Genomic DNA, 24,124 nt, shown 5'->3' on the forward strand with positions numbered 1-24,124 from the left:
TAGTTTTGTTGCCTTATATAATTCTGGTTGAATGAAAATCCTTGGAATTTCAGCATTTTATCACGACTCCGCAGCCGCCCTCATCGATAACGGCGAAATTGTAGCAGCAGCACAAGAAGAGCGTTTCACTCGCAAAAAACATGACCCTAATTTTCCTACCAATGCGGTCAAATACTGTTTAGAATACGGTGGAACTACCCTCAATGAATTGGACGCTATTGTCTTCTATGACAAGCCCCTTTTGAAATTTGAGCGCTTGCTCGAAACCTATTATACCTTTGCTCCTAAGGGATTGAAGTCATTTATTACGGCGATTCCTGTGTGGATCAAAGAAAAAATGTTCTTGAAGCGCCTTATCAACGAGGAATTAGAAAAAATAGGTTACGACAAAAAGAAGCCCGTTAAGCTTCTGTTCCCCGAGCACCACTTATCACACGCAGCAAGTGCTTACTATCCATCTCCCTACGAAAAGGCCGCCGTCTTGACCATCGACGGGGTGGGTGAGTGGGCTACCGCTTCTATCTGTTTGGGGGAAGGAAACAAGATGTCAATTCTCAAAGAATTGCGTTTCCCGCACTCATTGGGGTTGTTGTATTCTGCTTTTACGTACTTCCTAGGATTTAGAGTAAACTCTGGAGAGTATAAATTGATGGGTTTGGCACCTTACGGAAACCCAACATCTCCCGAAGTTGATAAATACATCGAGACCATCAAAAAAGAACTGATTGAAATCAAAGAAGACGGCTCTATTTGGTTAGACCAACGCTATTTTGATTATGCAACAGGCTTAAAAATGGTGAACGAAGGTGAGTGGGAGCGCATGTTTGGCATGAAAACCCGCCGTCCTGAAGACCCCCTCGAAGCCCATCACTGTAACCTCGGTTTGGCGATTCAGCGCGTGACCGAAGAGGTGGTAGTGAAAATGGCGCAAGAAGCCAAACGTCTCACAGGAGCCGATTATTTGTGCTTGGCGGGTGGGGTAGCCCTTAATTGTGTATCGAACGGAAAATTACAAAAATCGAACGTTTTCAAAGAAGTGTATATCCAACCTGCCGCAGGTGATGCTGGTGGGGCGTTAGGTGCTGCTTTGACGGGTTATTATATTTATTTTGACCAAAAACGCGTCATTAACTACAAGCGTGATGCCATGAGAGGTTCTTACTTAGGGCCAACTTTCTCTGACATCGACGTGGAGCTTGTCGCGAAAAAATACAAAGCTTCGTTTAAGCATTTTGACAAATTGGACGACTTAACCAAAGAAGTTGCTCAGATTTTGGCAGATGGAAACGTCGTAGGTTGGGTGCAAGGCCGTATGGAATTTGGACCACGGGCGTTGGGTGCGCGTAGTATTTTGGGCGACCCACGGAATGCTGAAATGCAGAAAAAACTCAACGTAAAAATCAAATACCGCGAATCGTTCCGTCCGTTTGCACCTTCGGTGTTGGCCGAGAAAGTAGGTGATTATTTCGATTACGAAGGAATCTCTCCGTATATGTTGTTGGTACACCCCGTGAAAGATACTCGTCGCAAACCTTTGCCTGCCGACTACGATAGTTTTGATCTTCGGGAGAAGCTTTATTATTTGCGCTCAGACTTGCCATCGATTACGCACATCGACTTCTCGGCACGGATTCAGACCGTTCACCAAGATACCAACCCACGTTATTATCAACTCATCAGTGATTTTGAGAAGTTGACAGGCTATGGAGTAATCGTGAACACCAGTTTTAACGTACGTGGGGAGCCTATCGTTAGCACGCCAAATGATGCCTACCGCTGTTTCATGCGTACCGAAATGGACTACTTGGTAGTGGGTAACTATTTGTTTGACAAACGTCAGCAGCCCGAGTGGCAAGATACCGATAACTGGAAAGAAGAGTTTGTCCTCGATTAAAAAATGACTTCAAAACTCGTCACGTCTGTTTTTAGACTTTTATTGCTTGGTATTCCATTTGCCTTGTTGTTTTTCCCTGACAAATGGAATATCAAATTTGACTATCCCTACGCAGGATTGGTTGATAACTTCTTTATTCGCGTTGCGAAAGCAATGGCGCTGTTGTTGGTTTTGGTGGAATTGCTCCGTATGTTTTATTACGGGGTGATTAAAAATGAAAAAAGCAACAAAATTGTCGCCAACATTGCTACGCTAGGGATTATGATTGTTTGGCTGGTGGGGTTATTGGAAATCACCTTTATGTTTATTTCGCAAAGCCACGAAGGTGACCTCAGTAAAGCCTCTCAGATTTGGTTTGAAAAGTATTGGCGCCCTATTACACCCGAAGGCTACCGTGATTTTCCTAAAACAAACGCCGAAAAGAAAAAGAAGGTATTGGTTTTGGGAGACTCGTTTGCGGCGGGGCACGGATTGGAAAATACGGAAGATCGTTTCTCTGACCAATTAGAACAAAAATTGGGGGCAGACAACTACGCCGTGTATAATCTAGGTGTTTCGGGGTCAGATACGCGCGATGAATTTCAGCGTTTGCAAAAGTTTCCCGTAAAGCCCGAAATATTGGTACTGGAATATTTTCCAAATGACATTGAGAAAGCGGCGCGCGATGCTAAATTGACTTTGGCACAGTTTCAACCTTACGATGATATTAAGTTCCCAGGAGTAGGGTCGTTGGTGATGCGTTTTTATTTTCCCAACTACCTCTATTGGCAGTTTCCGCACATGCCTCCTGCGTCGATTACTGATTTTGTCCAAAAATCATATACCGACACAACCATTCTGAATCCGCATTTGCGTGATTTACAGAAGATTGTGGACTATGCGCGCCAGAACAATGCCCCGATGTACGTGGTGATGGTGCCATTTTTACAGAATGTTGAAAAAAGCAATGGTTATACCAAGCCTATTGAAGACTTTTTCATAAATCAGAAAATTCCGGTCGTTCGCCTTAGCGATCATTTGGGCAGTATTCCCCCAAAGGAGCGAATTGTGGGTAAAAACGACGGTCACGCAAGCGCCAAAGTAAATGCGTTGATTGCCGACTTATTATATAAACAGATTCATGCAAGCACCCCGTAACAGTGCGAGGCAGAAAGGTTTGTTTGCTTTAATTACCATCGTATTGATTGGGCTTTTTTGCGAACTAGCTTTTCGTCTAACCCTGAAAATCAGTAAAGAAATTCCTTTTGTTAGACCCGACTTGGCCGTTGAGGAACATTTCTATAAGGAATTGAAACTCGTTCAAAATTCGACTATTTCAGCGGATAATGATTCGTTGGATATTCTTGTTTTGGGTGGGTCGGTTGTGGCTGATGAATGGAGGAGCAAAGTGGCTCGCTATCTGCAAGATTCGCTACGAAAAGGGCTGAATACGTCTAAAGTTCGGTACTTTAACTTAGCCAATTTGGGGCATACGACCAGCGATAATTTGTATAAATACAAATCGTTGAAAAATAAGCACTTCGATTTGGTGATTTATTATGAAGGCATTAACGAAACCCGTTTTAATAATGTGCCTGCGTCGCTGTTTCGCTCTGACTATACCCATGTGCGCTGGTACCATGATATTGCTTTGATAAAACAACATCCCGAGATGCGCTATACAGTGATTCCGTTTATGGTTCACTTGTTTTTAAATTATGCCTCTACGCTTGTTGGAAAACGGTATTTTATCAATGATGCACCCGATGAACGTTTTTATTCGGAAGCATTTGATGTTAAAACAGCTCCTGTTTATCAAAAAAATCTGACTCAGATTGTAGCAACAGCGCAAGCGCGTAAAGAACCATTGCTTTTGGTAAATTTTACGTATTACATCCCCGAAAAATGGCGTAAATCTAACTTTAAAGACCAAGAATGGGATTATGCAGGCTGTGATTTGTCGTCACCTATTCGGACCTGGGGAACGCCCTTGGCAGTAGAAAAAGGAATTCTTGCCCACCGTGCCATGATGCAACAAGTTGCAAATGCTCATAAAGGTGTTCATTACATGGATATGATGCCTCTTTTACCCCGCGAAGGCCGAAATTTCTGTGATATTTGCCATTTGACGGACGATGGTTGTCGGATATTCTCTAACAATGTAGCCTCCTATGTGTTGAAAAACAATGTGATTCGTAATTCATATTGAGTTGGTTAGACTAGTAATAATGGTTATTTTTGCACTATAAAACGTTTTAAAAAATGGATTTTCTAAAAGACTTGTTGGCGTTCTTGAGCGAGCGTAAAAAATGGTGGTTAGCTCCAATGATCATCCTTTTGTTATTGATTGGTATCATCATCGTGATTGGTGGTGGCTCTGCCGTAGCACCTTTCATTTATACATTGTTTTAATTGAACGTTATCCATTACTGGTTATCGGACTTCCCAATAACCAGTAACGGATAACAGATAACTTTTTCCCTAAAAATGTCAGAAGCAGAAAAAAGTAAAGCCCAGTTGGTGATTGTTACTGGGCTGGTGGTGTTTTCTTTTATTTTCAAAAATGCAGCTACGTATTTGTTATATGCAGCAGGTGCAGTAGGGCTTATCAGTGTTTTTATCCCAATCGTTGGCGATTTTATCGTTAAAATCTGGTTTAAAATCGCGGAAGGACTCGGCTGGTTTAACTCACGCGTTATTTTGACGGTTCTCTTTTATGTATTTTTGTGGCCGATTGCGACGCTTTATCGCCTTTCTACCAAAAATCCAATGAATGTAAAACGTCCAGATTCAAATACGGTGTATGCGGAAAGAAATCATACTTACACACCCAAAGATTTGGAGCAAATTTGGTAGTTAGCTTCCCTTTTGCTTAGTTACAGACAACATTTGTTTCGATGGCGCGGCTTTTATGTTGCGCCATCGTTTTTTTGATAAGGCGTACCACACGGTGCATTTCTACTTCGGTGCCGATGGTGAGGCGGAGGCAGTTTTGGAGCGGATAAGCTACCAAAATACAGTTGGCTTGAAGGGCAAGTTTGAGGTTGTTGTACAAATCTGCGTCTTGAAAACTGAGCAACAAAAAGTTGGCCGCTGAAGGCTGAACCGAAAATGTATGGGGAGTTGATACTTCGTCGATAAGCTGGTAAACAAAATCACGTAAGTTGTTGATACGTTGGATGTTTTCTTGTTGAAATTTGATAAAATCGACGTTGGTAAGCGCTTCTGAAACAATAACTTCCGTAAAACAATTGACCGTAAAAGGAATCGTATATTTCTTCACTAATTGGATAAGAGCAGCGTTGCCAGCGGCATAACCGAAACGAACACTAGGCAAACCGTACCCTTTTGAAAATGTACGGAGTACAAGTAAGTTGGTATAGCGTTGTACCAACGAAAGTGCCGTTTCGCTCCCAAAATCACCGTAAGCTTCATCAATCACAAAGACACATTCGGGGTGTTTTTCTAGCAATGTTTGAAGGTGGGCCAACGGAAGTGTTGCGCCCGTAGGGTTGTTGGGAGAAGTTAACACCACCAAAGCAGGCTCCGTCACTTGAGGAAAAGACGCAAGGTCAAAACCCGTGTTTGGTGACAATACCCATTCTTTATAGCTCATACGCTCGTTTTGACATACTTGGTGGTAAAAAGTAAATGTGGGGCTTTCGAGAATGGCCGTCGAAAATACCTTCGAAAAACAACTGACGATTTGTTGGATGAGTTGTGAAGAACCATTTCCCAAGAGTATATTTTCAGGAGTAACACTGACTTGTTGGGCAATGAGCGCTTTGAGTGCGGTATTGTGAAAATCGGGATAATGATTCCAGGCCAACGATGCCATTTTGGCGGTCAATTGCTGCTTTAATGCTTCTGGTAAATCGAAAGGCGTTTCGTTGCAGTGGAGCCGAGCGACCGTTTCAGGTGTTTCGACTGAGATAGTCTGTGGAGTAAAGGCAAAAGATTTTCGTATCTCGCGGGGTACCGCCAGTTGTGCAATTGAGTTCATGGTTCTGTTATTTTAGAAAAAGGTTTAGAGAGTTATTGAAGCGTTTATTATGGCTTATCGTCAGCTAAGGTTGTTGAAAGTTTTACCTGCTGATTGGCGCAGATTTTTTCGCAGATTTCCGCTGACTGTTTCTGCGCTACTCCGCGGGTATTAATTCTGTGAAATCTGCGGGGAAAACAATGAAATGATTAAACAGCCCAGAAAAGACTTGTAATTTCTTCTCCTTCAAAGACCGTGGCGTAGCGATTGGGCAGGTCGGTTTGTAAATCTGTTCCGTTGAGGCGGGTGTATAGGAACTGAGCCGCGCGTTTTTCAAGTTGGAATCCAGTTTCGGCCATCAGTTGTTCCCATTGCTCAGTGGCGTAGTGTTTTTCTACGCGAACTTCCTCCGAATTGCCAAGAACATCGTCGATTTCACGGCTAAAGAATAGTTTCAAGGCTGCTTTTTCTGTACTGTTTATATCGAGGGTATCAATGATTCTGAACAATGCGCCGTAGTGATTGACGCAATTTTGGAAGCGACGCTGGTAATTGGGTTCGTAATGATTGGAATTGGGTTCGCTCAGAGCCAACGCTTTAATGCCAAGCGTTTTTAGCAGTTCAAATACTGTTTTACGTTGCGAAGCGTGTTGAATATGGTGTAAGGCAAACGAGGCGTTGGCATAAATTCCGTCGTGTTGCGCGGGGAGAAGCGCTTGCAACGTTTCCAAGGTATAGTTTTCGATAAATGCGACCTCTGTCACCAATTCAACCGTGAATGGAGCTTGGGCACTCACGCGTTTTACATTTTCGTGGGCAGTCGTCACGGCATCCGCAAATGGCTCAATACCAACGACAGTGAGGTGTTTGACGTTGCTGTTTTCTTTTTTAGACAACCCTTCAATGATGTTAGCCACCTGAAAACCAGTCCCGATACCGATGTCCATCAAGACGGGGTGGGTGTGCTGGGCGAGGGCGTCAATCAATAAAGTATTGGTGCAATGTTGGCTCAAATTGGCCAAGGGAAATTGCTGAATCAACAACTCAAACAAACGAATTTGGGGAATTTCAAAACGTTGCAAATAAATATGTTCTTGGCTCTGTGTACCTGTAGTGTGCTTACGCATGGCTTTCGTAAGCGTATAATTGAACAACGACTCAGGGTTTTCTAAATCTTCGACTGACTCAAAATAAATGTCGTTAAGGGTTTGATTATCAGCTTCGGTGAGCGAATGAGGCATCCGACTAGCCAAGTCATGTAACGAAGTCAAGGCGGTAGTTGCGAGAAAGTCCATTGTCGAGCGCGGTTATGTTTTTGTTTGATGGTTCAAAGCTACAACCAAAGCTCCCCAAGGTTCAAAATTGAATAGCCAAGGCGTTGGTATTTGCCATTGAATAGGGAGAAAAAGAAAAGTGAACCGCTAACTCTTTTCAAACAACCACCAGATAGGACGACGGCGGCGTTGGATTTTAAAATTTGCCTTCAAATAACTTTGGATGTGCTGGGTCGCTTCTTCAAGATCGTCGGTGATTTTGAGCAAATTGAGGTCGTTGGGAGAAATAGTCCCTTTGGCCTGCATTTTTTGGAGCATTTCAATGAGTGGTTCATAGTAAGATTTACCAATCAATACCATCGGGAAGTTCTGAATCGTTCCCGTTTGAATAAGCGTTAGGGTTTCAAACAGCTCGTCCATGGTGCCTACGCCGCCTGGCATAATCACAAAGGCATAAGAATATTTGACCAGAAGCACTTTACGAATAAAAAAGTACTTGATTTTTACCCATTTGTGCATGTAAGGGTTTTCACTTTGTTCGTGCGGAAGAATGATATTACAACCCACTGAGCGGCCGCCTGCTTCAAACGCCCCACGGTTGGCGGCTTCCATGATGCCAGGTCCGCCGCCTGTCATCACCGTAAGCCCAAGCTCTACCGCGATACGCCGACCCATCTCACGGGCTTGTTCGTAGTGCTCGCTTCCTTCTTTAAACCTTGCCGACCCAAACACCGTGACACAAGGGCCAACAAAGTGCAGGGCACGGATTCCTTTCAGAAATTCCCAAAAAACTTCGAGCACAAACAAAAACTCAAATCGACGGCTTTTGGGGCCTTCTAAATAGTAGTCGCCCGTGCGTTGGTCGAGGAAGGGCGGAGGGAAAGGTGGATTGGGCATAGAACTCGTCTGGTTTCGGAAATACTTTAGTAACTTAGCGGCAGAATAGCTTAACTACTATGATTCAAATCACTTCTTTTGTTTTTTCTCCTTTTTCAGAAAATACCTACGTTCTTTATGACGAGACCAAGGAAGCGGTCATCATCGATCCAGGTTGTTTGATGCAGTCGGAAAAGGAAACATTGGCTAATTTTATTACTGAAAAAGGATTAAAAGTTACAGCTTTACTCCAAACTCATGCGCATTTGGACCATGTCTTTGGGAGCGCATTTGTGAAGCGTAAATATGGCGTAAAAATGTACATGCACAAAAAAGAATTGCCTGTATTGGAAGCGGTCGAAAGTCGTTGCAAACTATGGGGAATTCCTGGGTTTGAGCCCGTAGAGGCCGATGCGTTTTTGGAAGAAGGAGACAAAGTGACGTTCGGGCAGTCGTCGTTGGACGTGGTCTTTGTACCAGGTCATGCGCCAGGGCACATTGCCTTTATTTGTCATCCACAAAAATTTGTGATTGGCGGCGACGTATTATTTAAAGGAAGTGTAGGCCGTACCGATTTTCCTTTGTGCGACCACGCGGCTCTCCTGAATAGCATTCGTACCAAGTTTTTTACGCTCGACGACGACTATCAGGTCTATGCAGGGCACATGGAACCCACCACCATCGGCTACGAACGCCGTTATAATCCTTTTTTGAAATAAACGTATGCGCCTTTTTACGATTCCCAATTTAATGACCTGCGGCAATCTCCTTTGTGGGTGCTTAGGTATTGTGTTCAGCTTTCGGGGTGATTTGATTTTGGCGGGAGCCTTGATATTTTTGGCTGCGGTGTTGGACTTTTTTGATGGCTTTGCCGCGCGACTTTTAAATCAATCCTCGCCCATTGGCAAAGAATTGGATTCATTGGCCGACATGGTAACCTTCGGTGTTTTGCCTTCCATGATTGTGTTTCAATACCTCGAACGTACCAACGATTCCATCGAAATTGAGGGCATGTTGGTGTCTTTCGTTGCATTTTTGCTGGCGGTTTTTTCGGCCTTGCGTTTGGCCAAATTCAACATTGATACCCGCCAAGCCGATTCATTTATTGGGGTGCCTACCCCTGCCAATGCCATTGTCGTAGCCTCGCTTCCTTTTATTCTCAGGATGTATCCTGAGTCTCAATCCATTATTGTTAATCCAACGGTCTTGATAAGCTACACGCTCGTGATGTCGTTTTTGATGATCATGGAAGTGCCTTTGTTGGCCTTTAAATTCAAAAGTTTTGGTTGGAAAGAAAATCAACTCAAATATATTTTCCTTGGGGTGTCGGTGGTTTTATTGATTTTGCTGAAATTTGCAGCCGTTCCGCTGATAGTCGGTATTTACATTTTACTCTCATTCATAGCCCCCAAATCCCCAAAAGGGGCTTAACAATCAAAATCTCCCCCATTGGGGGTGGGGGGCTTTAAGTTCTATGAAATTCATCGCCGAAATCAACGTCATGCCCCAAAAAGAAATCCTTGATCCACAAGGGAAAGCCGTTAAACTCGGGCTTCATAATTTGGGTATCGACGACGTATCTGATGTCCGTATTGGCAAACACATCACTTTGAGTTTAGACGCTGATTCAGAGGCTGCCGCCCAACAACTCGTCGAAACGGCTTGCAGTAAATTGTTGGCCAATTTGATTATGGAAGACTATACTTACACGTTGAAAGAAGCTTAGTGAAGCGATAAAGGCAGAGCATTCGGAAGGAAGTTCTGCCTTTTGTTATTTAATACTCCTACAATCATGCCATATTCCAAAATTACAGGTTTGGGTTTTTACGTACCCGAAAACGTAGTAACCAATGATGACTTGAGCAAACTGATGGATACGTCGGATCAGTGGATTCGTGAGCGGACTGGGATTCAAGAACGCCGTTACTTTACCTACGGCAAAGATACCAACGCGAGCATGGCTACTGCGGCGGCGCGTCAGGCCCTCGAACGGGCAGGTTTGCAACCGTCGGATGTTGACATGATTGTGTATGCCACCATTACGCCCGACTATTTTTTTCCAGGTTCGGCGTTTTTGATGCAGCGCGAACTCGACCTCATTGGTATTCCTGTGATTGACATTCGGGAACAATGTTCGGGTTTTGTGTATGCGCTTTCGATTGCTGATCAATTCATCAAAACCAATACGTATAAAACGATTTTGGTCATTGGTGCCGAAATTCAATCGACTTGGACTGATAAAAGCAATAAAGGCCGCAACGTCGCGGTGATTTTTGGGGATGGCGCAGGGGCTGCCGTCGTGCAGGCCACCGAAGATCCGACCCACCGCGTGCTTTCTACGCACTTACACGCCGACGGTCGTTTTGCTGAAGACTTGTTTGTAAAAGACCCAGGCAGTAGTCGCCCCGTTCGCTCGGCTACCAAAGAGATGGTGGACGAGGGGGGATTTGAAGTAATAATGAACGGAAACGCGGTCTTTAAACACGCCGTTGTCCGTTTTGCCGAAGCTATCAACGAAGCCTTGGATGCCAATGGCTACAAGCCTGAAGATATTTCGCTGCTAGTACCTCACCAAGCGAACATCCGTATCAGTGAATATATCCGCCAGCAGATGGGTCTGCGCGAAGACCAAGTTTATAACAACATTCATAAATACGGCAACACCACTGCCGCCTCCATTCCGATTGCCCTCACCGAAGCTTGGGAAGAAGGGCGCGTCAAAGAAGGCGACCTTGTTTGTTTGGCTGCTTTTGGTAGCGGTTTTACGTGGGCGTCTGCACTGATTAAATGGTAATTGGGTATATTGTCGAAGTAATCATAGCCTTTGTTCCCATGAAAACGCATTTTCTCCGACTTCTTGATTATGAACGTTGGGCCAACGCCCAATTGGTCGCTTCCATTGAATCGCTCGAAACACCTCCCGAAAGAGCTTTGTCGCTGATGAGCCATGTGCTGAATGCACAAATGGTTTGGTTTACACGCGTTGCCAATGATCATTTGGTGGTAGGCGTGTGGGACGTCTTGCCTGTGGCTTGGCTTTCCGAAACGTTGGAACACAGTTACCAAAAATGGTCAAGCTTTGTAAAAGATACCGACGAAGCCGATTTTGATAAAATTATTACCTACCAAACCACCACTGGTGCTACTTTTCAGTCGTCGTTAGGTGATATTTTAACGCACTTGAGCCACCACGCGGCTTATCACCGTGGACAAATCATCACTATTTTAAAATCCGAATTGTCCCAAGTACCCTCTACTGACTTTATACTTTGGGCGCGTCAATCTTAAAAAATAGACCAATGGAAGAGTTTGAACAACCCAAAGAAAAAGACAAGTCGAAGAAAGAGAAAAAGAAGAAGAAAAAAAAAGAAGGCCGTAGTGCAGAAACAATGTTTCGGACGACTTTAGCAAGTCATCTTCAGCTCAGCGCCATGGCCGACCAAAAAGCGGGCTTGATGATTTCGATTAATTCTATCATCATTTCGGTGGTTATCACTTTCTTGGTGAGTGAAGTAGAGTCCAATCCTCGGTTATTGGTGCCGATGACCTTGTTGGTAGTGGTTTGCCTAGCGACGATTACCTTGGCGTTGCTTTCTACCCGCCCGTCGGTACGCTCCAAAGCCGAGCGTCTGACGTTGGATAAATCCAAAATTGACTTGTTGTTTTTCGGGGATTATTTGGCGCTATCGCGCGATGAGTACAAAGAAGCAATGAAGCAACTGGTAACGGAAGAGGAACGAGTAAAAGAAACGATGATTGACAATATTTACGCCCAAGGGTTTGTCATTGAGCGTAAATATCGGTTGTTAAAAATCACTTATTTGGTGTTTATGATTGGTTTTCCGTTGGTGCTGCTTAGTTTTTTGTTGGTGTTATTTGGGGTTAGTTGAGCCCTTTGATCACAACACCCGCCGCCTGTGGTTTTCCCCCACCATAAATCAGCAAGCGCTTTACATCTTTAGGATTGTCGATAATCGAATAAAAATCATCCAAATACCGAAGGGTGCGCTTGACGTAACCTGGTTTTAGATGAGGGTTGTTTTGATACAACGCATAAATTTCGGGTTTAGCTGCTTTAAACCGTGCAAAAACCTGCTGGAGCAAAGCGGGCGGATAGGTCAATCCTCGGTAAAGTCGCTCGCGTACTGAGGCAAGTTCCAATTGCTCGGCAGGTTGGGCGTATTTTGCTTCTACAATGCCCGAATGGTCAAAATCATAAGGAACAGGAATCGGATATTTTCCTCCTTTGGGTGCTAACAGCTTGATATTGTGCAAATAAGGCACAGACCAATCGGTGTTGCCAATCATGTATTCAAACACCGCAACCGTTGCCATTTGAAGAGAATCAATGCGGGGCATCGGAATTTGTTTGATTGTATAATCTTTGGCTTTGTTGCGTTTGGCCATATCGTCCTCATCTTCAAGCAAAAACGCATAGCTTGTTACGGGTTTTTGAAGCCCTGCCGAATCTTCGTACGTCACCTGAGCAATTCGTGCCCGAAAACTGTAATTTGTAATCAGGTTGTACATTCGATACACCAAGTATTCGTTGAAAATATATTCTTCACTTTGGCAATGCGTAACGAGTTTAAGCCGATTTTGGCGTTCAAAGATGGAGTTTTTGTCTTTCTTTTGCGGTAAATCCAGTAATAAAGGCGGAAAAATACAATTTTTGGATGCTTTGCGGAAGTTTCCACGCACTTTGAGTTTAATTGGAATTTTTAAGTCACCTTTCTTCTTGCGGGCATAATACAATTCGGCCCAGTGGTTGGAAGGAGAAGCCCCACGATCTTTTTGAAGCGCCTTAATGTTGGTGACAATTCGCAATTTGATGACATCATCGTTTTTAAAGAGCGGGCCAAAATTGGCCTTTTTTTCCACTTTTGCCGTGTCGGAGGAAACAGATTGGCCGAAAGTGCAAGGAGCAAACCAAGCCCAAAAAGCAACTAGATAGAGGTAATGTTTCATAGCAATGGCTGATTTAGGTTATTTAACAGGATTAGGCGGTGTAAGGTGGGGCGCAAGGAAGCGGTAGATCTCTTGCCGCGATTCTTTGGCTAATTTTGTGTCAATTCGGTTGAAAGTATGCCCACCTGGGGCTTCTTGGTAAATTTTATACTCAAATTTTTTGCCGTTGGCTTTCAGTGCGTTGATAAGTCCTTCTACTTCCAGTACGTTGACGTCCTCGTCGTTGGTATTGGTGTGAATGAGCAGTGGGGTTTTCAGTTTTTGAGCATTCCAAAGCGGCGAGCGGCGGCGGTATTCGGCCACGTTTTCGGCAGCATCTTTCCCAATGTGATTGGGTGACGAGAACTCGTTGCGATAGCTTTGGGTTTTGTAGCCCATGCGGGCAATCAAGTCACTCACAGGCACGCCAGCGTAGGCAACGCGGTAATCTTCGGGATGGTCAAAAATATTCATGAGCGTAATCATCCCGCCGTGGCTCCACCCCATAATTCCTACGCGTTCGGCATCGACTTGTGGTATGTTTTCGACGGCCCAGCGTTTTCCTGCCAACACATCATCGTTTTCATAGGCACCGTAGTCGATTTGGCGGTAAAAAGTGCTTCCGTAGCCCGTACTTCCTCGGTATTCGGGAGCGATGATGATGTATCCTTGCTCAACCATTTCGCGGACAATGTGGGCATAAAACGTATTAAAATCGCCGTGAACACCCCCGTGAATGAGCACAATCAACGGCAACTTTTTAGACTCCGCGTATTTTTTTGGAATAAAAGTATAGGCAGGAATAACCACGGGATTGTAGGCGCCTTGCCCAGTGGGGTTGCGTACCACGTGCGGAGGCTTGCTGGCGTACCGAACTTTGTCAATGATGGCGACATCGCCCAGTTTTTCATACCAAAGCAGGTCGTCGATGGTTTTGGTCAGACCTTGTTCCATAAATTGGAGTTTGTCTTCCAACGCCTTGACACGTTCGTTGAGGTCGGAACTTTGTCCAAATGACCAATTTGTCAAGAACAATAAACAAATAAAAAAGAGTTTTTTCATGATGAATGGGCGTTTAGGTAGTTTTATTTGGCCAAACCTGCCTCCGATACAAGCGTCAGCAGGGCAAGTTGAATGGCTTTATAGCTGTCTTTTTCGTCGTACCACCACTCGTTAAGGGCGTGGTTATTGCCCGTTTTTCCGCCTTGTCCGAGCGTAATCGCAGGTATTCCTTTGGAAATAGGCACGTTGGAATTGGTTGAGCCACGGGTTAGTCGAGGCGATACCCCAAAGTAGGTAGTAGCGGCCATGGCGCGCTGAATGAGCGGAACACTTTCGGGAAGTTCGCCAGAAGGACGATCGCCTATTTTTTTGATTTCTACCGTCAACGCGGGCCCCATGCGTTTCATGGCATTGTGCTCCACCAAGGCTTGCTGAATGGAGGCTTTTAGTAACGAATCGACCATGTTGAGGTTTTCGGGAATTTCTGAACGCATATCGACTTCCATCCAAGACTCAAATGCAATCGAATTGACCGACGTTCCGCCACCAATGCGCCCTACGTTATAGCTTGTGCGAGCGCCCGAACGCGTAAACTTATCCGCCGCTTTGGAAAAATAATGAATGGCAGAACCGAGCGCGTGTTGGGGATTGGCCAACCCAAAAGCTCCCCACGAGTGACCGCCAGGGCCACGAAACGTGACACGGTAACGAAACGAACCCAAACCCATGTTGATAAGCGTGCCCGTTTCACCGCCGTCGATGGCAATCCAAGAGTCGATGCGGCGACTTTGGTCGGTAAACAAAAACTTGGTGCCGCGCAAATCTCCCAAGCCTTCTTCGCCCACCGAGCCCACAAACAGCACATCTGCTTCGGTTTCTACCTTGGCTTCTTCCAGCGCTCTGACTACCGACAGCAACAAGACCAAGCCACGGGTATTGTCGGCAATGCCTGGCGCAAAGAGCGTATCGGCATTGCTGCTTACTTTAATCTTGGTTTCGAGCGGAAAAACGGTGTCCAAATGGGCGTCAAAAGCAACCGTGCGCGTGCGCTTCTTTCCCTTGCGAAGTGCGAGTACATTTCCTTCTTTATCCGTCCAAACCGAATCAGCGCCCGCATCTTTGAGCATACTGGCAAAGCGTTCGCCGCGCTTGGTTTCCATAAACGGTGGCGCAGGAATTTCGGTGAGCATGATAAGCTCGTTTCGGTTGCGTTGGGTTTGGCCTAGAATAGACTGAAACGCGGCCTGTAATGGCTTGGTTTTGGCCAATTGCTCTATTTCCTTTACGTAAGAAGCTTCTACTTTTCCGCTTTTGCCTTCGCCGTTTTCTTGGGCATTTCCGTGCTTTGGAAGAAAGACAGAACAACTCAACAAGGTAAACAATGTGAAGGTAGAGGTACGATTTAGCATATTGATGAAATAAAAAGATGGTACGCCAATTTTACCGCAATCTACACATGTTTTTAAATAAGCCATCAAAAACTCAACTCATAAAACCATTGACAGAAAGCTTGCCAAAAAGGAAACTTGTAGAAATTGAGCACAGAATAATGATAGACCAACAGAACCCCCAAAGCAAGCGGAAATACATTCAGCCGTTTGTGCGACCGCCAATCCCAAATACTGAGCGCTATCAAGAGCAAATCGGTCAATAAAAAACCTGCCACGGGCGTGATAGGCCATCCTTCTAATGTGGGCAAATAAGCCCGAATACCAGGCGCAAAATGACCAATGAGTCGGTCGGTAATGGGCGTAACCATGGGAAAAGTACTGCAAACCAAGTACCGTGCGTGAATGGTCGCTTTCTTTTTGTAATAAATTCCCAAACCGTACAAAATCAAAAAAGCAATGAGCGCGTTGATTACCAATGCAATAAAGAAATATTCCATCGTTCCTAACGCTTGGCTCTTGCCAATTTGGAATTTGAGCAAATCCAACGTAGTGAGGATAATCAACGGAACCAATACGTAAGAATATTTCCCAACCTGGCGGTGCAATGCCGTTTTCTTTTGGCGAATGAGGTAAGGTTGCACAACCAGCATGGCGCACCACAAAATGAGGCTGATACCGTGGGTGTGCATTCGATAATTGGCTTGGTCTAGCAATCGGGAAAAATAACTAAACCAAAAGCCGATGACCATCAACAGGAAAAATCCAATGAAGTAGAAGTGACTTTTTTTGAATAACGTAGTTTCGAGTTTCATAGATGAGTGAGTTTTTAGGGGAATCAAACGGAGGGAAGTACTGAAATCGGTAGCGTAATCGTAAACGTTGTTCCTTTTCCTTCTGCACTTTCTACTCTCAAGGTGCCACCGTGCCCTTTGGTAATGATGTCATAACTCAAACTCAAGCCAAGCCCTGTACCCTCGCCCGTGGGTTTGGTGGTGAAGAAAGGTTGGAAGATTTTGGGTAAAATGTCATTTGGAATCCCGTTTCCGTTGTCGCTTACTTTTATTTCGACTGCAATTGCAAGGCGTTTTGTTTGTACCGATACGGTTGGGGCTGGTAGGGACGTTGCATGCAACGTCCCTACGGTATTTCGTTGGTTGACGGCGTAAAAGGCGTTATTAAACAAATTTAACAGGACGCGGCCAAGGTCTTGCGGTACGACATTGACAGCTGGGAGAGAAGGGTCAAGATTAGCCTGAAAATCAGCATTGAACGATTTGTCTTTGGCCCTCATTCCGTGAAAGGAGAGCCGCAAATATTCGTCGCACAGGGCGTTGATGTCGGTGGGTTGGCGTTCGCCAGTGCCCATCCGCGAGTGGCCGAGCATGCCCTTGACGATGGAAGAAGCGCGCTTGCCGTGGTGATTGATTTTCTCTTGGTTTTGGGTTAAATCGGCGAGTAGTTCGCTGATAAGGTCAGGTTCTTTTTCAGTGTCGGGCTTTTCAAATTCCTCTTTCAATTCGCTCACAAGTTCAATGGATAATTCCGAAAAGTTATTGACAAAGTTCAACGGATTCTGAATTTCGTGGGCAATCCCTGCGGTTAGTTCACCAAGACTCGCCATTTTTTCCTTTTGCACCAGTTGGTCTTGCGCTGCTTTTAACTCTTCCAGCGACTTCTCTAGCTTGGATGTTCGCTCGCGCACTTGGCGTTCGAGGGTTTCGTTCTGGGCCTCCAAAATTTGTTGTTTTTCTTGTTCTTGCTGCAACGTCTTTTGGGTAAGCGAGTTATTTTCCTGCAACTTTTCAATCAGTACTTTATTGGTTTGGGAAAAGCTGATGGCTAAGTAAAGCGAGATTGAAAGCGGAACGCACAAAACGGCGATTTGGTAGGTAATAATGCCTCCAAAACCTTGCGGAAACAGGGGCGCTAGGCCGTAGTATTCGAGGAGAACATCGAAGTAAAACAACATAAACATGACCAGCGAAAGACACATCCCAATCATAATGAGGCGTGCGCCAGGCTGGTGTTTACGAAGTGCAACGAGCGTTACCCGAATCACTTCGGCGGTCATTAGGAGTTCCGTGCCAAATTCGGCCCATATAGAACCAAGCGAGTACGGCGTAAAAAGGCTAAGCATGATAAAAGTGCCAAACACAACGATAAGCCAAAAGAGGATGCCCGTTTTTTGGTGAAAAATCTCGTAAATGGCACGGATTAGGAACAAATAAGCAATGGGAAAAGAAATAGTTTGAATAAATTCGACGATGAAATAGAGGGAGAGCGTCTCGACAAAATCGAACGAAAGGGGAATACAAAAAAACGCAACCCCCAAGGCGAAGGTCGTACCTGAGAAAAAAAGATTGGCGCGTTGCGTGCGGTAGAGAAAGAAAAACGATAAATGTAAAAAGGTAAGAATAAAAAATACGCCTACTTGAAACCACCCGTAATAACTTTGTAAACGTAGGTAGGCCGAGGTTTTGGGCGCGTTTTCGGTTTCTATGAGCGTTGCCCTAAAACAGTGGTTTTTGTTGAACCCTACGCGATTGTAAAACGAGTTTCGCTCGTACGCTACCCGAACAGAAATTTGCACAAACGGATAACTGACCGAATAAGGAAGACCGATGGAGCTGTTTTGAAAAATGTGGGCCGCTTGTACAACACCCCGCTTTAGGTCAATTTTACCGATGGTACGTGCCAGCAGCCCATTGATATACACTTCCGAGGCCACGCTTTGGCTGATTTGAAGGGTAGTCAGTTTTTGAGCAACTACGGGTGAAAACTCAATCGTCGTTCGGAACCATCCGTAGCCTTTTTGCGAAAGCCCTGGTATGGTATTTACGTCTTGTGTGGGGTCAACTATTTGCCAATCACTGTCGTCAAATTCGGGATTAGTCCATTCATGGTTGTCGCCCGCGTGCCATTTCCATCCATTGGTCAACACCAACCCTTTGGACGGAATACTGTCGATGCTACTGACGTTTTGGCCTTGGGCAACGACCCAAAACAGCAAAAAGAAAAGGATTAAAATCGGGTTTTTCATGGAAAGGCTGTATTGAAAAGAATGGTTTGGAAACATTAGGAAACGGCAATGGGCGCGGTTACAAGGGGAAGTCGAATCGTAAATGTAGTACCGTTACCCTCTTCCGATTCTACTTCGATTTTGCCACCGTGGCCTTTGGTAATGATGTCATAGGCCAACGATAAACCTAAACCAGTGCCTTGGCCCGTAGGCTTGGTGGTAAAAAAAGGTTGAAAAACTTTCGCTTTCACTTTGTCGCTCATGCCTAATCCATTGTCTTTGACTTTGATAATGAGCTGATTGTCGCTTTTTTCGGTGAGCACACTCACCTTGGGTTTGAAAGAAGGGCTAGAAGCCCGTGCCACATTGACGGCGTAAAACGCGTTGTTAATAAGGTTGAGCAGCACGCGGCCAATGTCTTGAGAAACTACGTTGATTTGGGGTAGATTAGGTTCGGTAATCAACTCAAAATCAGCATTAAAACTTTTGTCTTTGGCGCGCATTCCGTGGTAAGAGAGGCGCAGGTATTCGTCGCACAAGGCATTGATGTCGGTGAGTTGTCGTTCGCCTGTGCCCGTCCGTGAGTGTTCCAACATGCCTTTGACGATGCTGCTGGCGCGTTTGCCGTGGTGGACAATCTTTTGCAGGTTTTGTCGTAAATCGCCCGCAATGGCTTTCACTTCTTCGGTGTCGCCGCGCTCAAGTTCTTCTTTCATTTCGTCGATTAATTCGGTTGATACTTCCGAGAAATTATTGACAAAATTCAACGGATTCTGAATCTCGTGGGCAATGCCCGCCGTCAACTCTCCCAATGAAGCCAATTTTTCTGATTGCACCAACTGCGCTTGCGTGGCTTTGAGGCTTTGCAATGACTTTTTGAGTTCGGATGTACGCGTGGCTACTTGTTTTTCGAGCAACTCATTTTGGGTACTCAAGAGGTGCTGTTTTTCTTGCTCTTGGGCTAAATTTCGCGCCGAAAGTTCTTCGATTTCGGTGATTTTTTTGAGCAATGAACGGTGTGTTCGGGTGTATTCTTTTACCAATGACAACGAGAGTCCAACGGGAATACTCAATACAAAGATGAGCGCTAAAATGCCTAAAACAACCAGGAAATATTCGCTAGTAGATTGAGGCGAATTAAAGTTGTAAGCCAACATCCCAAACAGAATGGAGACCGCAAAGAACACCACGATACAAACCGCCATCGCGATGAGGGTATTGACGGGCACTTTGGCGTTGGGGTGGCGTCGGCGGTCGGCGAGGATACTGACCCGAATAAAGTCAACAAACAGCAAAACGAAGAAAGGCCAAGTTTGAATCTCAAAGGGGAGCGTGATGTCAAAAATCGTGGATGTCAAGGCCAACGCCATGAGTCCTGTTTGCAGGTAAAAGAAATACTTGAAGGGCTGATCGAGGTAGAGATACAGCGAGACATTGATGAGAAGAAGACCAAGATAAAGTGTAATCAGCGTGATTAACTCATTGATTTCGTGGCCACTAATGGTGGTAATATGGTCGTCGAGGAAGTCGGCGAAAAACGAAATACCAAACAATAACAACGTAAACCCCAGCGATAAACTAACCTTTTGCTGGCGGTTGGTTGAATAAAAAAGAAAGTGTAATAAGCTGAAAATAAAGAAAACGCCAATGCAAAATGCCAGCGCTCGACTCATTTCTAGGTTATCCCGATAAAAGGAACCTCCCCAGCGATTAATGTCGTGAAGTTTGATTTTGAAAAGCTCTTGACCCGTGCCTGGAAAATAGAAATTGCTTTTCGTAAATGAATAGCGAATGGCTAAAACGTGCTGCAACGTGTCTGGAAGTGTGATTGGGAGCAATTCGGCCAGCACCTTGGTTTTTTCTACGGCGGGGTTGGTACTGACGACCCCAACCTTGTGGAGCAGCTTGCCATCGAGGTAAATTTCCGACGCACCCATTTGTTCAATGCTTAGGAACAACGTCTTTTTTGCAAGACTCGAATCAACGCGCAGTGGTTTGCGAAACCAGCCAATTTGGGCTTCGCGCAGTTCGGGGAAATGGCTGATATTTTTGTACAAAACGGGTGAATCTTTCCAAGTAGAGTCATTGAACGACGGAGCCGCCCACTCGGCGTTATCGCCTTCTTTCCATTTCCAAAACTTAGACAAAGAGGTGCCATCCGAGGAAATGCTCTTGATAGGGGCGCGGTTTTGGGCCCAAGCTTGACAACCGACTAGAATGAATAGAAAAACTTTTAATAAATGCTTCATAAAAAATGAGGTTAGGAAGGATTGGGCAAAGTAATGGTAAACGTCGTCCCTGTTCCTTCAATGCTGTCGAGTTCGATGGTTCCTCCGTGGCCTTTGGTGACGATGTCGTAGGCCAAACTTAGCCCCAGACCCGTGCCTTGCCCCGTGGGTTTGGTGGTAAAAAAGGGTTGGAAAATTTTGGATTTGAGCTCATCAGGAATGCCCGTTCCGTTGTCTTCTACTTTGATGACGATTGCCTGTTCGGTGGTTTGGGTATGTACCGAAACCGTGGGGGAATAGTCTATGATTCCTAATTTTCCCTTGGCCTGCACGGCGTAAAAAGCGTTGTTGATGAGGTTGAGCAATACCCGCCCAAAATCCTGCGGAATGACGTTGACTTTTGGCAAAGATTCATCAAAAAACGTATTCATTTTGGCATTAAATGACTTGTCTTTGGCACGTAGTCCGTGGTAACTCAAACGCAAATATTCGTCGGCGAGGGTATTGAGGTTGATGGGCTCTTTTTTACCCGTGCTTGCGCGTGAGTGCTGGAGCATCCCTGTTACAATACTCGATGCGCGTTTCCCGTGGTGGTTTATTTTTTCTAGGTTTCGAAAAATATCATCCAAAATCTCGTTCTCCAATTCTTCGTCGCGCTCTTCTTTGGTACGTTCCGATTTGAGTTCGTCGAGCAGTTCTACCGACACTTCCGAGAAGTTATTGACAAAGTTAAGCGGGTTCTGTATTTCGTGGGCGATGCCCGCCGTAAGTTCTCCCAAACTCGCCAGTTTTTCCGACTGAATCAGTTGTTGTTGGGTGGCTTGTAGGTGTTTTAAAGATTGCGTGAGGGCAGCGGTTCGTTCGGCTACTTGTTTTTCAAGCAGGTCATTTTGTTGAGAAAGAATGCGTTGTTTTTCCAACGATAACTCTTCTACCTCTTTTAGCTTTGACTGTAATTCTTTTTCGGTGGTTGAAATACTACGCGCAATCAACATAGAAAGTGTCAGCGGCGTACACGCATAAAAAGAAATCATTAAGAAATTGGCCCAGTTTTGCACCGAACCGACTTGAATAGTTCCCGAAATAATGAGCAAACGAGCGCTCAAAAAAACAATCATTAAGACAAACGAAAGAATCAGAGAACGGGAGTCGAGCTGATTGGATTTGCGGGCAAGTACAACTTTTCGGACGACTTCTATCAACAGCCCAAGAATACTCCCGTAATAGATGTATTGGGTGAACGGAGCGTTGGGGACAAGAAGGCTTGTAGAAGTAACACCTATAAAAACAACACCTACCACCTTAAAAAACCAAGAAATGGGCTGCTGTAGGTAGCTGATAATGGTGTAGCAAAGGATGAGTATATAAAGTGAAATAAAGAGACTGTAGGCAAAAGTGAGAAGTGAGGCGGTGAAAGGATGGGTGGTGCCAAATAAAACATCACCTGTCACAAAATGCAGCGTGGCAAACAAAAGACACAGAGCAAAGGTGCGGTTGTAGCTTTTGATTGTATTGTAGAGATAAAGGATAAAATGCAAAACGGCCATGACCAGAAATAACCCCGCCAATGACCAATGATACCAAGCGACGTATCTGCCTGATTGAAAGGCTTTTTCAAAACGTCCCGTTGGCTCAATCAGTGTACATTCAAACAGCACCTTTTTGGAAGGAAATAACTTTTGCAAAAACGCCGTTGGACGACTGGTGTACGAATGCCGAACGGTGAGGGTATAAATTCCTGCTTTGGGAAAAACAAGGTACGAAATACTGCCCAAGCCTGTCGAATAGGTGCTTTCGGAGGTGGGGTCTTCGCTCACTTTTCCAAGCTGACGAAGGCGCTTTCCGTTGAGATAGACTTCGGATGCACCCGTCTGACGGGTAAGAAGGGCGAGCGGGCGTTGACACAGGTTGGAGTCTATTGTTAGGATAAGCCGCAACCAACTGACTTTTGAGGAAGCAAAATCAGGGTTTTCAGAAAAGGGTAAAGACACGTCGATGGGCTTCCAAACGGTATCTTTTGCGTTTTCTGGCCGCCAGCTCCATCCTTTGTCAAAGGGTTTTCCAGCAGGAGGCAGAGAGTCCACTTGGAGGGGAGGAAGCTGCGCATTGGCGAGGGTGGCAGCGCAGAAAAGAAAGAGGAATAAACAATGCTTCATCAATGAGTGGGTAAAATAATGGTAAATGTCGTTCCTTCTCCTTCGACACTGTCGAGCTCGATGGTTCCTCCGTGGCTTTTGGTGACGATGTCGTAGGCCAAACTCAGCCCTAGCCCCGTTCCCTGCCCCGTGGGTTTGGTGGTGAAAAAAGGTTGGAAAATTTTGGATTTGAGTTCTTCAGGAATACCCGTTCCGTTGTCGCCTACTTTAATGACAATTCCTTGGTCGGTTTTTTGGGTACTAACCGTCACGGTAGGCATATAGTTTTCGGGTTGGCTGAGGCTTCGGGCTTGTACGGCGTAAAAAGCATTGTTGATGAGGTTGAGCAATACCCGCCCAAAATCCTGCGGAATGACGTTGACTTTGGGCAAAGATTCATCAAAAAACGTATTCATTTTGGCATTGAATGACTTGTCTTTCGCGCGCAAGCCGTGGTAACTTAGGCGTAAATACTCGTCGGCGAGGGCGTTGAGATTGACGGGTTCTTTTTTACCCGTACTGGCTCGTGAGTGCTGAAGCATCCCCGTAACGATGCTCGAAGCGCGCTTTCCGTGATGGTTTATTTTTTCTAAATTCTGAAAAATATCGTCCAAAATCTCATTTTCAAGTCCTTCGTCGCGGTCTTCTTTGGGTCTGGCACGTTCCGCTTTGAGTTCGTCGAGCAGTTCAACCGACACTTCCGAGAAGTTATTGACAAAGTTGAGCGGGTTCTGAATCTCGTGGGCGATGCCCGCCGTGAGTTCGCCCAAGCTCGCCAGTTTTTCCGACTGAATCAGTTGCTCTTGGGTGGCTTTGAGGTGTTCGAGGGCTTGTTGTAATTCTTCTTTTTGTTTGGTGATTTCGGCAGTACGCTCGGCCACTTGGTATTCCAAATCCAATTTTTTGGCTTCCAAAACGCGGTTATTTTCCTCTTCTTGGACAAGTTTTTGGCGCTGCTTGTTAAATTCTCGTTGCTGATTTCGGGCAATAATGGCAAGCACAAAACTGAGGACAAAAACGATGGATTTGGCCGTTTGAAAGAAGAGGTCGTAGTTTTCGTAGAAGCGAGGCATCCAGTATTCGGCCAAGTTATCAATAAAGAAAACAACGCCTAACGGCACAATCATCCAAAACAACAAGCGGGCATTTGGCACTTCTTCTTTTAAAAGATAGGCGGGGTATGCCACCAAAATAAGTAAGCCAAAAAAAACGGGTGGGGAGATTTTTTCGCCATCGGTCACAACCTCCACCAATAAAAAACCAAATGCAATCAATCGCCCGATGCGAATTCGGTCGTGCCACTCGGGCAGGCGCTCAGCAGTTTGTAAAAACTTTTGAACAAAAGGTAGCAAAAAGAAAGCTACCAGAAAAGGAAGTATAAAGCTCATAACCGTGAC

Annotated in this window: 22 protein-coding genes; 11 read left to right on the plus strand and 11 right to left on the minus strand. The window is 45.2% G+C overall.

The window, feature by feature from the left end; genetic code table 11:
- The first annotated feature begins 31 nt into the window (after positions 1-31).
- The 5 genes from DTQ70_RS00975 to DTQ70_RS00990 all read left to right on the plus strand — a co-directional run bounded on the left by DTQ70_RS00975 (position 32) and on the right by DTQ70_RS00990 (position 4,729).
- Positions 32-1,894, plus strand: a complete 1,863-nt coding sequence (locus DTQ70_RS00975; protein ID WP_122929078.1) for a carbamoyltransferase — start codon at positions 32-34, stop codon at positions 1,892-1,894.
- 3 nt (positions 1,895-1,897) lie between these two features.
- A complete protein-coding gene (locus tag DTQ70_RS00980) occupies positions 1,898-3,031 on the plus strand; it encodes a GDSL-type esterase/lipase family protein (RefSeq protein ID WP_122929079.1) in 1,134 nt (377 codons plus the stop codon).
- Positions 3,015-4,082 (plus strand): hypothetical protein, encoded by a 1,068-nt coding sequence (locus tag DTQ70_RS00985; RefSeq protein ID WP_122929080.1) that lies wholly within the window; start codon positions 3,015-3,017, stop codon positions 4,080-4,082. The genes DTQ70_RS00980 and DTQ70_RS00985 overlap by 17 nt, the downstream gene beginning before the upstream one ends.
- A gap of 53 nt (positions 4,083-4,135) precedes the next feature.
- The gene (locus DTQ70_RS30545; protein ID WP_164489795.1) at positions 4,136-4,285 is read left to right on the plus strand and encodes a DUF5989 family protein; all 150 of its coding nucleotides are present in this window, start codon (positions 4,136-4,138) and stop codon (positions 4,283-4,285) included.
- A 75-nt stretch (positions 4,286-4,360) separates the two neighbouring features.
- Positions 4,361-4,729 (plus strand): SxtJ family membrane protein, encoded by a 369-nt coding sequence (locus DTQ70_RS00990; RefSeq protein WP_122929081.1) that lies wholly within the window; start codon positions 4,361-4,363, stop codon positions 4,727-4,729.
- Between the two features lie 16 nt (positions 4,730-4,745).
- Here the strand turns inward: DTQ70_RS00990 and DTQ70_RS00995 are convergent, their stop codons facing one another.
- The 3 genes from DTQ70_RS00995 to DTQ70_RS01005 form a co-directional block, all read right to left on the minus strand.
- Positions 4,746-5,876: a histidinol-phosphate transaminase gene (locus DTQ70_RS00995; protein WP_122929082.1), complete on the minus strand. Its 1,131-nt coding sequence runs from the start codon at positions 5,874-5,876 to the stop codon at positions 4,746-4,748.
- Between the two features lie 188 nt (positions 5,877-6,064).
- Positions 6,065-7,150, minus strand: coding sequence for a GRAS family protein (locus tag DTQ70_RS01000; protein ID WP_229600046.1), 1,086 nt, complete (start codon positions 7,148-7,150; stop codon positions 6,065-6,067).
- A gap of 126 nt (positions 7,151-7,276) precedes the next feature.
- Positions 7,277-8,026, minus strand: a complete 750-nt coding sequence (locus DTQ70_RS01005) for a TIGR00730 family Rossman fold protein (protein WP_122929083.1) — start codon at positions 8,024-8,026, stop codon at positions 7,277-7,279.
- 59 nt (positions 8,027-8,085) lie between these two features.
- Here DTQ70_RS01005 and DTQ70_RS01010 point away from each other — a divergent pair, with 59 nt between their 5' ends.
- The 6 genes from DTQ70_RS01010 (at position 8,086) to DTQ70_RS01035 (ending at position 11,895) form a co-directional block, all read left to right on the plus strand.
- Positions 8,086-8,724 (plus strand): MBL fold metallo-hydrolase, encoded by a 639-nt coding sequence (locus tag DTQ70_RS01010; protein ID WP_122929084.1) that lies wholly within the window; start codon positions 8,086-8,088, stop codon positions 8,722-8,724.
- 4 nt (positions 8,725-8,728) lie between these two features.
- Positions 8,729-9,436: a CDP-diacylglycerol--serine O-phosphatidyltransferase gene (gene pssA / locus DTQ70_RS01015; RefSeq protein ID WP_122929085.1), complete on the plus strand. Its 708-nt coding sequence runs from the start codon at positions 8,729-8,731 to the stop codon at positions 9,434-9,436.
- 43 nt (positions 9,437-9,479) lie between these two features.
- Positions 9,480-9,731, plus strand: coding sequence for a phosphoribosylformylglycinamidine synthase subunit PurS (purS, locus tag DTQ70_RS01020; protein ID WP_028521798.1), 252 nt, complete (start codon positions 9,480-9,482; stop codon positions 9,729-9,731).
- A gap of 66 nt (positions 9,732-9,797) precedes the next feature.
- Entirely contained in the window at positions 9,798-10,799 is a 1,002-nt protein-coding gene (locus tag DTQ70_RS01025) for a 3-oxoacyl-ACP synthase III family protein (RefSeq protein ID WP_122929086.1), read from the plus strand.
- Between the two features lie 38 nt (positions 10,800-10,837).
- Entirely contained in the window at positions 10,838-11,293 is a 456-nt protein-coding gene (locus DTQ70_RS01030; RefSeq protein ID WP_122934221.1) for a DinB family protein, read from the plus strand.
- An 11-nt stretch (positions 11,294-11,304) separates the two neighbouring features.
- A complete protein-coding gene (locus DTQ70_RS01035) occupies positions 11,305-11,895 on the plus strand; it encodes a Pycsar system effector family protein (protein ID WP_122929087.1) in 591 nt (196 codons plus the stop codon).
- Here DTQ70_RS01035 and DTQ70_RS01040 read toward each other — a convergent pair.
- The 8 genes from DTQ70_RS01040 to DTQ70_RS01075 all read right to left on the minus strand — a co-directional run bounded on the left by DTQ70_RS01040 (position 11,888) and on the right by DTQ70_RS01075 (position 24,115).
- Positions 11,888-12,973, minus strand: a complete 1,086-nt coding sequence (locus DTQ70_RS01040) for a hypothetical protein (protein ID WP_122929088.1) — start codon at positions 12,971-12,973, stop codon at positions 11,888-11,890. The two genes, DTQ70_RS01035 and DTQ70_RS01040, sit on opposite strands and share 8 nt — an antisense overlap.
- Positions 12,974-12,991: 18 nt before the next feature.
- A complete protein-coding gene (locus DTQ70_RS01045; protein WP_122929089.1) occupies positions 12,992-14,014 on the minus strand; it encodes a S9 family peptidase in 1,023 nt (340 codons plus the stop codon).
- Between the two features lie 23 nt (positions 14,015-14,037).
- Complete coding sequence (locus tag DTQ70_RS01050; protein ID WP_122934222.1) at positions 14,038-15,363, minus strand: M20/M25/M40 family metallo-hydrolase; 1,326 nt, start codon at positions 15,361-15,363, stop codon at positions 14,038-14,040.
- Positions 15,364-15,428: 65 nt separating this feature from the next.
- A complete protein-coding gene (locus DTQ70_RS01055; protein ID WP_122929090.1) occupies positions 15,429-16,157 on the minus strand; it encodes a hypothetical protein in 729 nt (242 codons plus the stop codon).
- 23 nt (positions 16,158-16,180) lie between these two features.
- On the minus strand, positions 16,181-18,385 hold the full coding sequence (locus tag DTQ70_RS31015) for an ATP-binding protein (protein ID WP_229600047.1): 2,205 nt from the start codon (positions 18,383-18,385) through the stop codon (positions 16,181-16,183).
- 35 nt (positions 18,386-18,420) lie between these two features.
- Complete coding sequence (locus DTQ70_RS31020; RefSeq protein ID WP_229600048.1) at positions 18,421-20,613, minus strand: ATP-binding protein; 2,193 nt, start codon at positions 20,611-20,613, stop codon at positions 18,421-18,423.
- Positions 20,614-20,624: 11 nt separating this feature from the next.
- Complete coding sequence (locus DTQ70_RS31025) at positions 20,625-22,748, minus strand: ATP-binding protein (RefSeq protein ID WP_229600049.1); 2,124 nt, start codon at positions 22,746-22,748, stop codon at positions 20,625-20,627.
- Positions 22,748-24,115 carry an ATP-binding protein gene (locus DTQ70_RS01075; RefSeq protein WP_122929091.1) on the minus strand — a complete coding sequence of 456 codons (1,368 nt, stop codon included), beginning with the start codon at positions 24,113-24,115 and terminating at the stop codon, positions 22,748-22,750. Before DTQ70_RS01075 ends, DTQ70_RS31025 begins: the two co-directional genes overlap by 1 nt.
- Between the last annotated feature and the right edge of the window lie 9 nt (positions 24,116-24,124).

The sequence above is a fragment of the Runella sp. SP2 genome (assembly GCF_003711225.1).
Lineage (GTDB): Bacteria > Bacteroidota > Bacteroidia > Cytophagales > Spirosomataceae > Runella.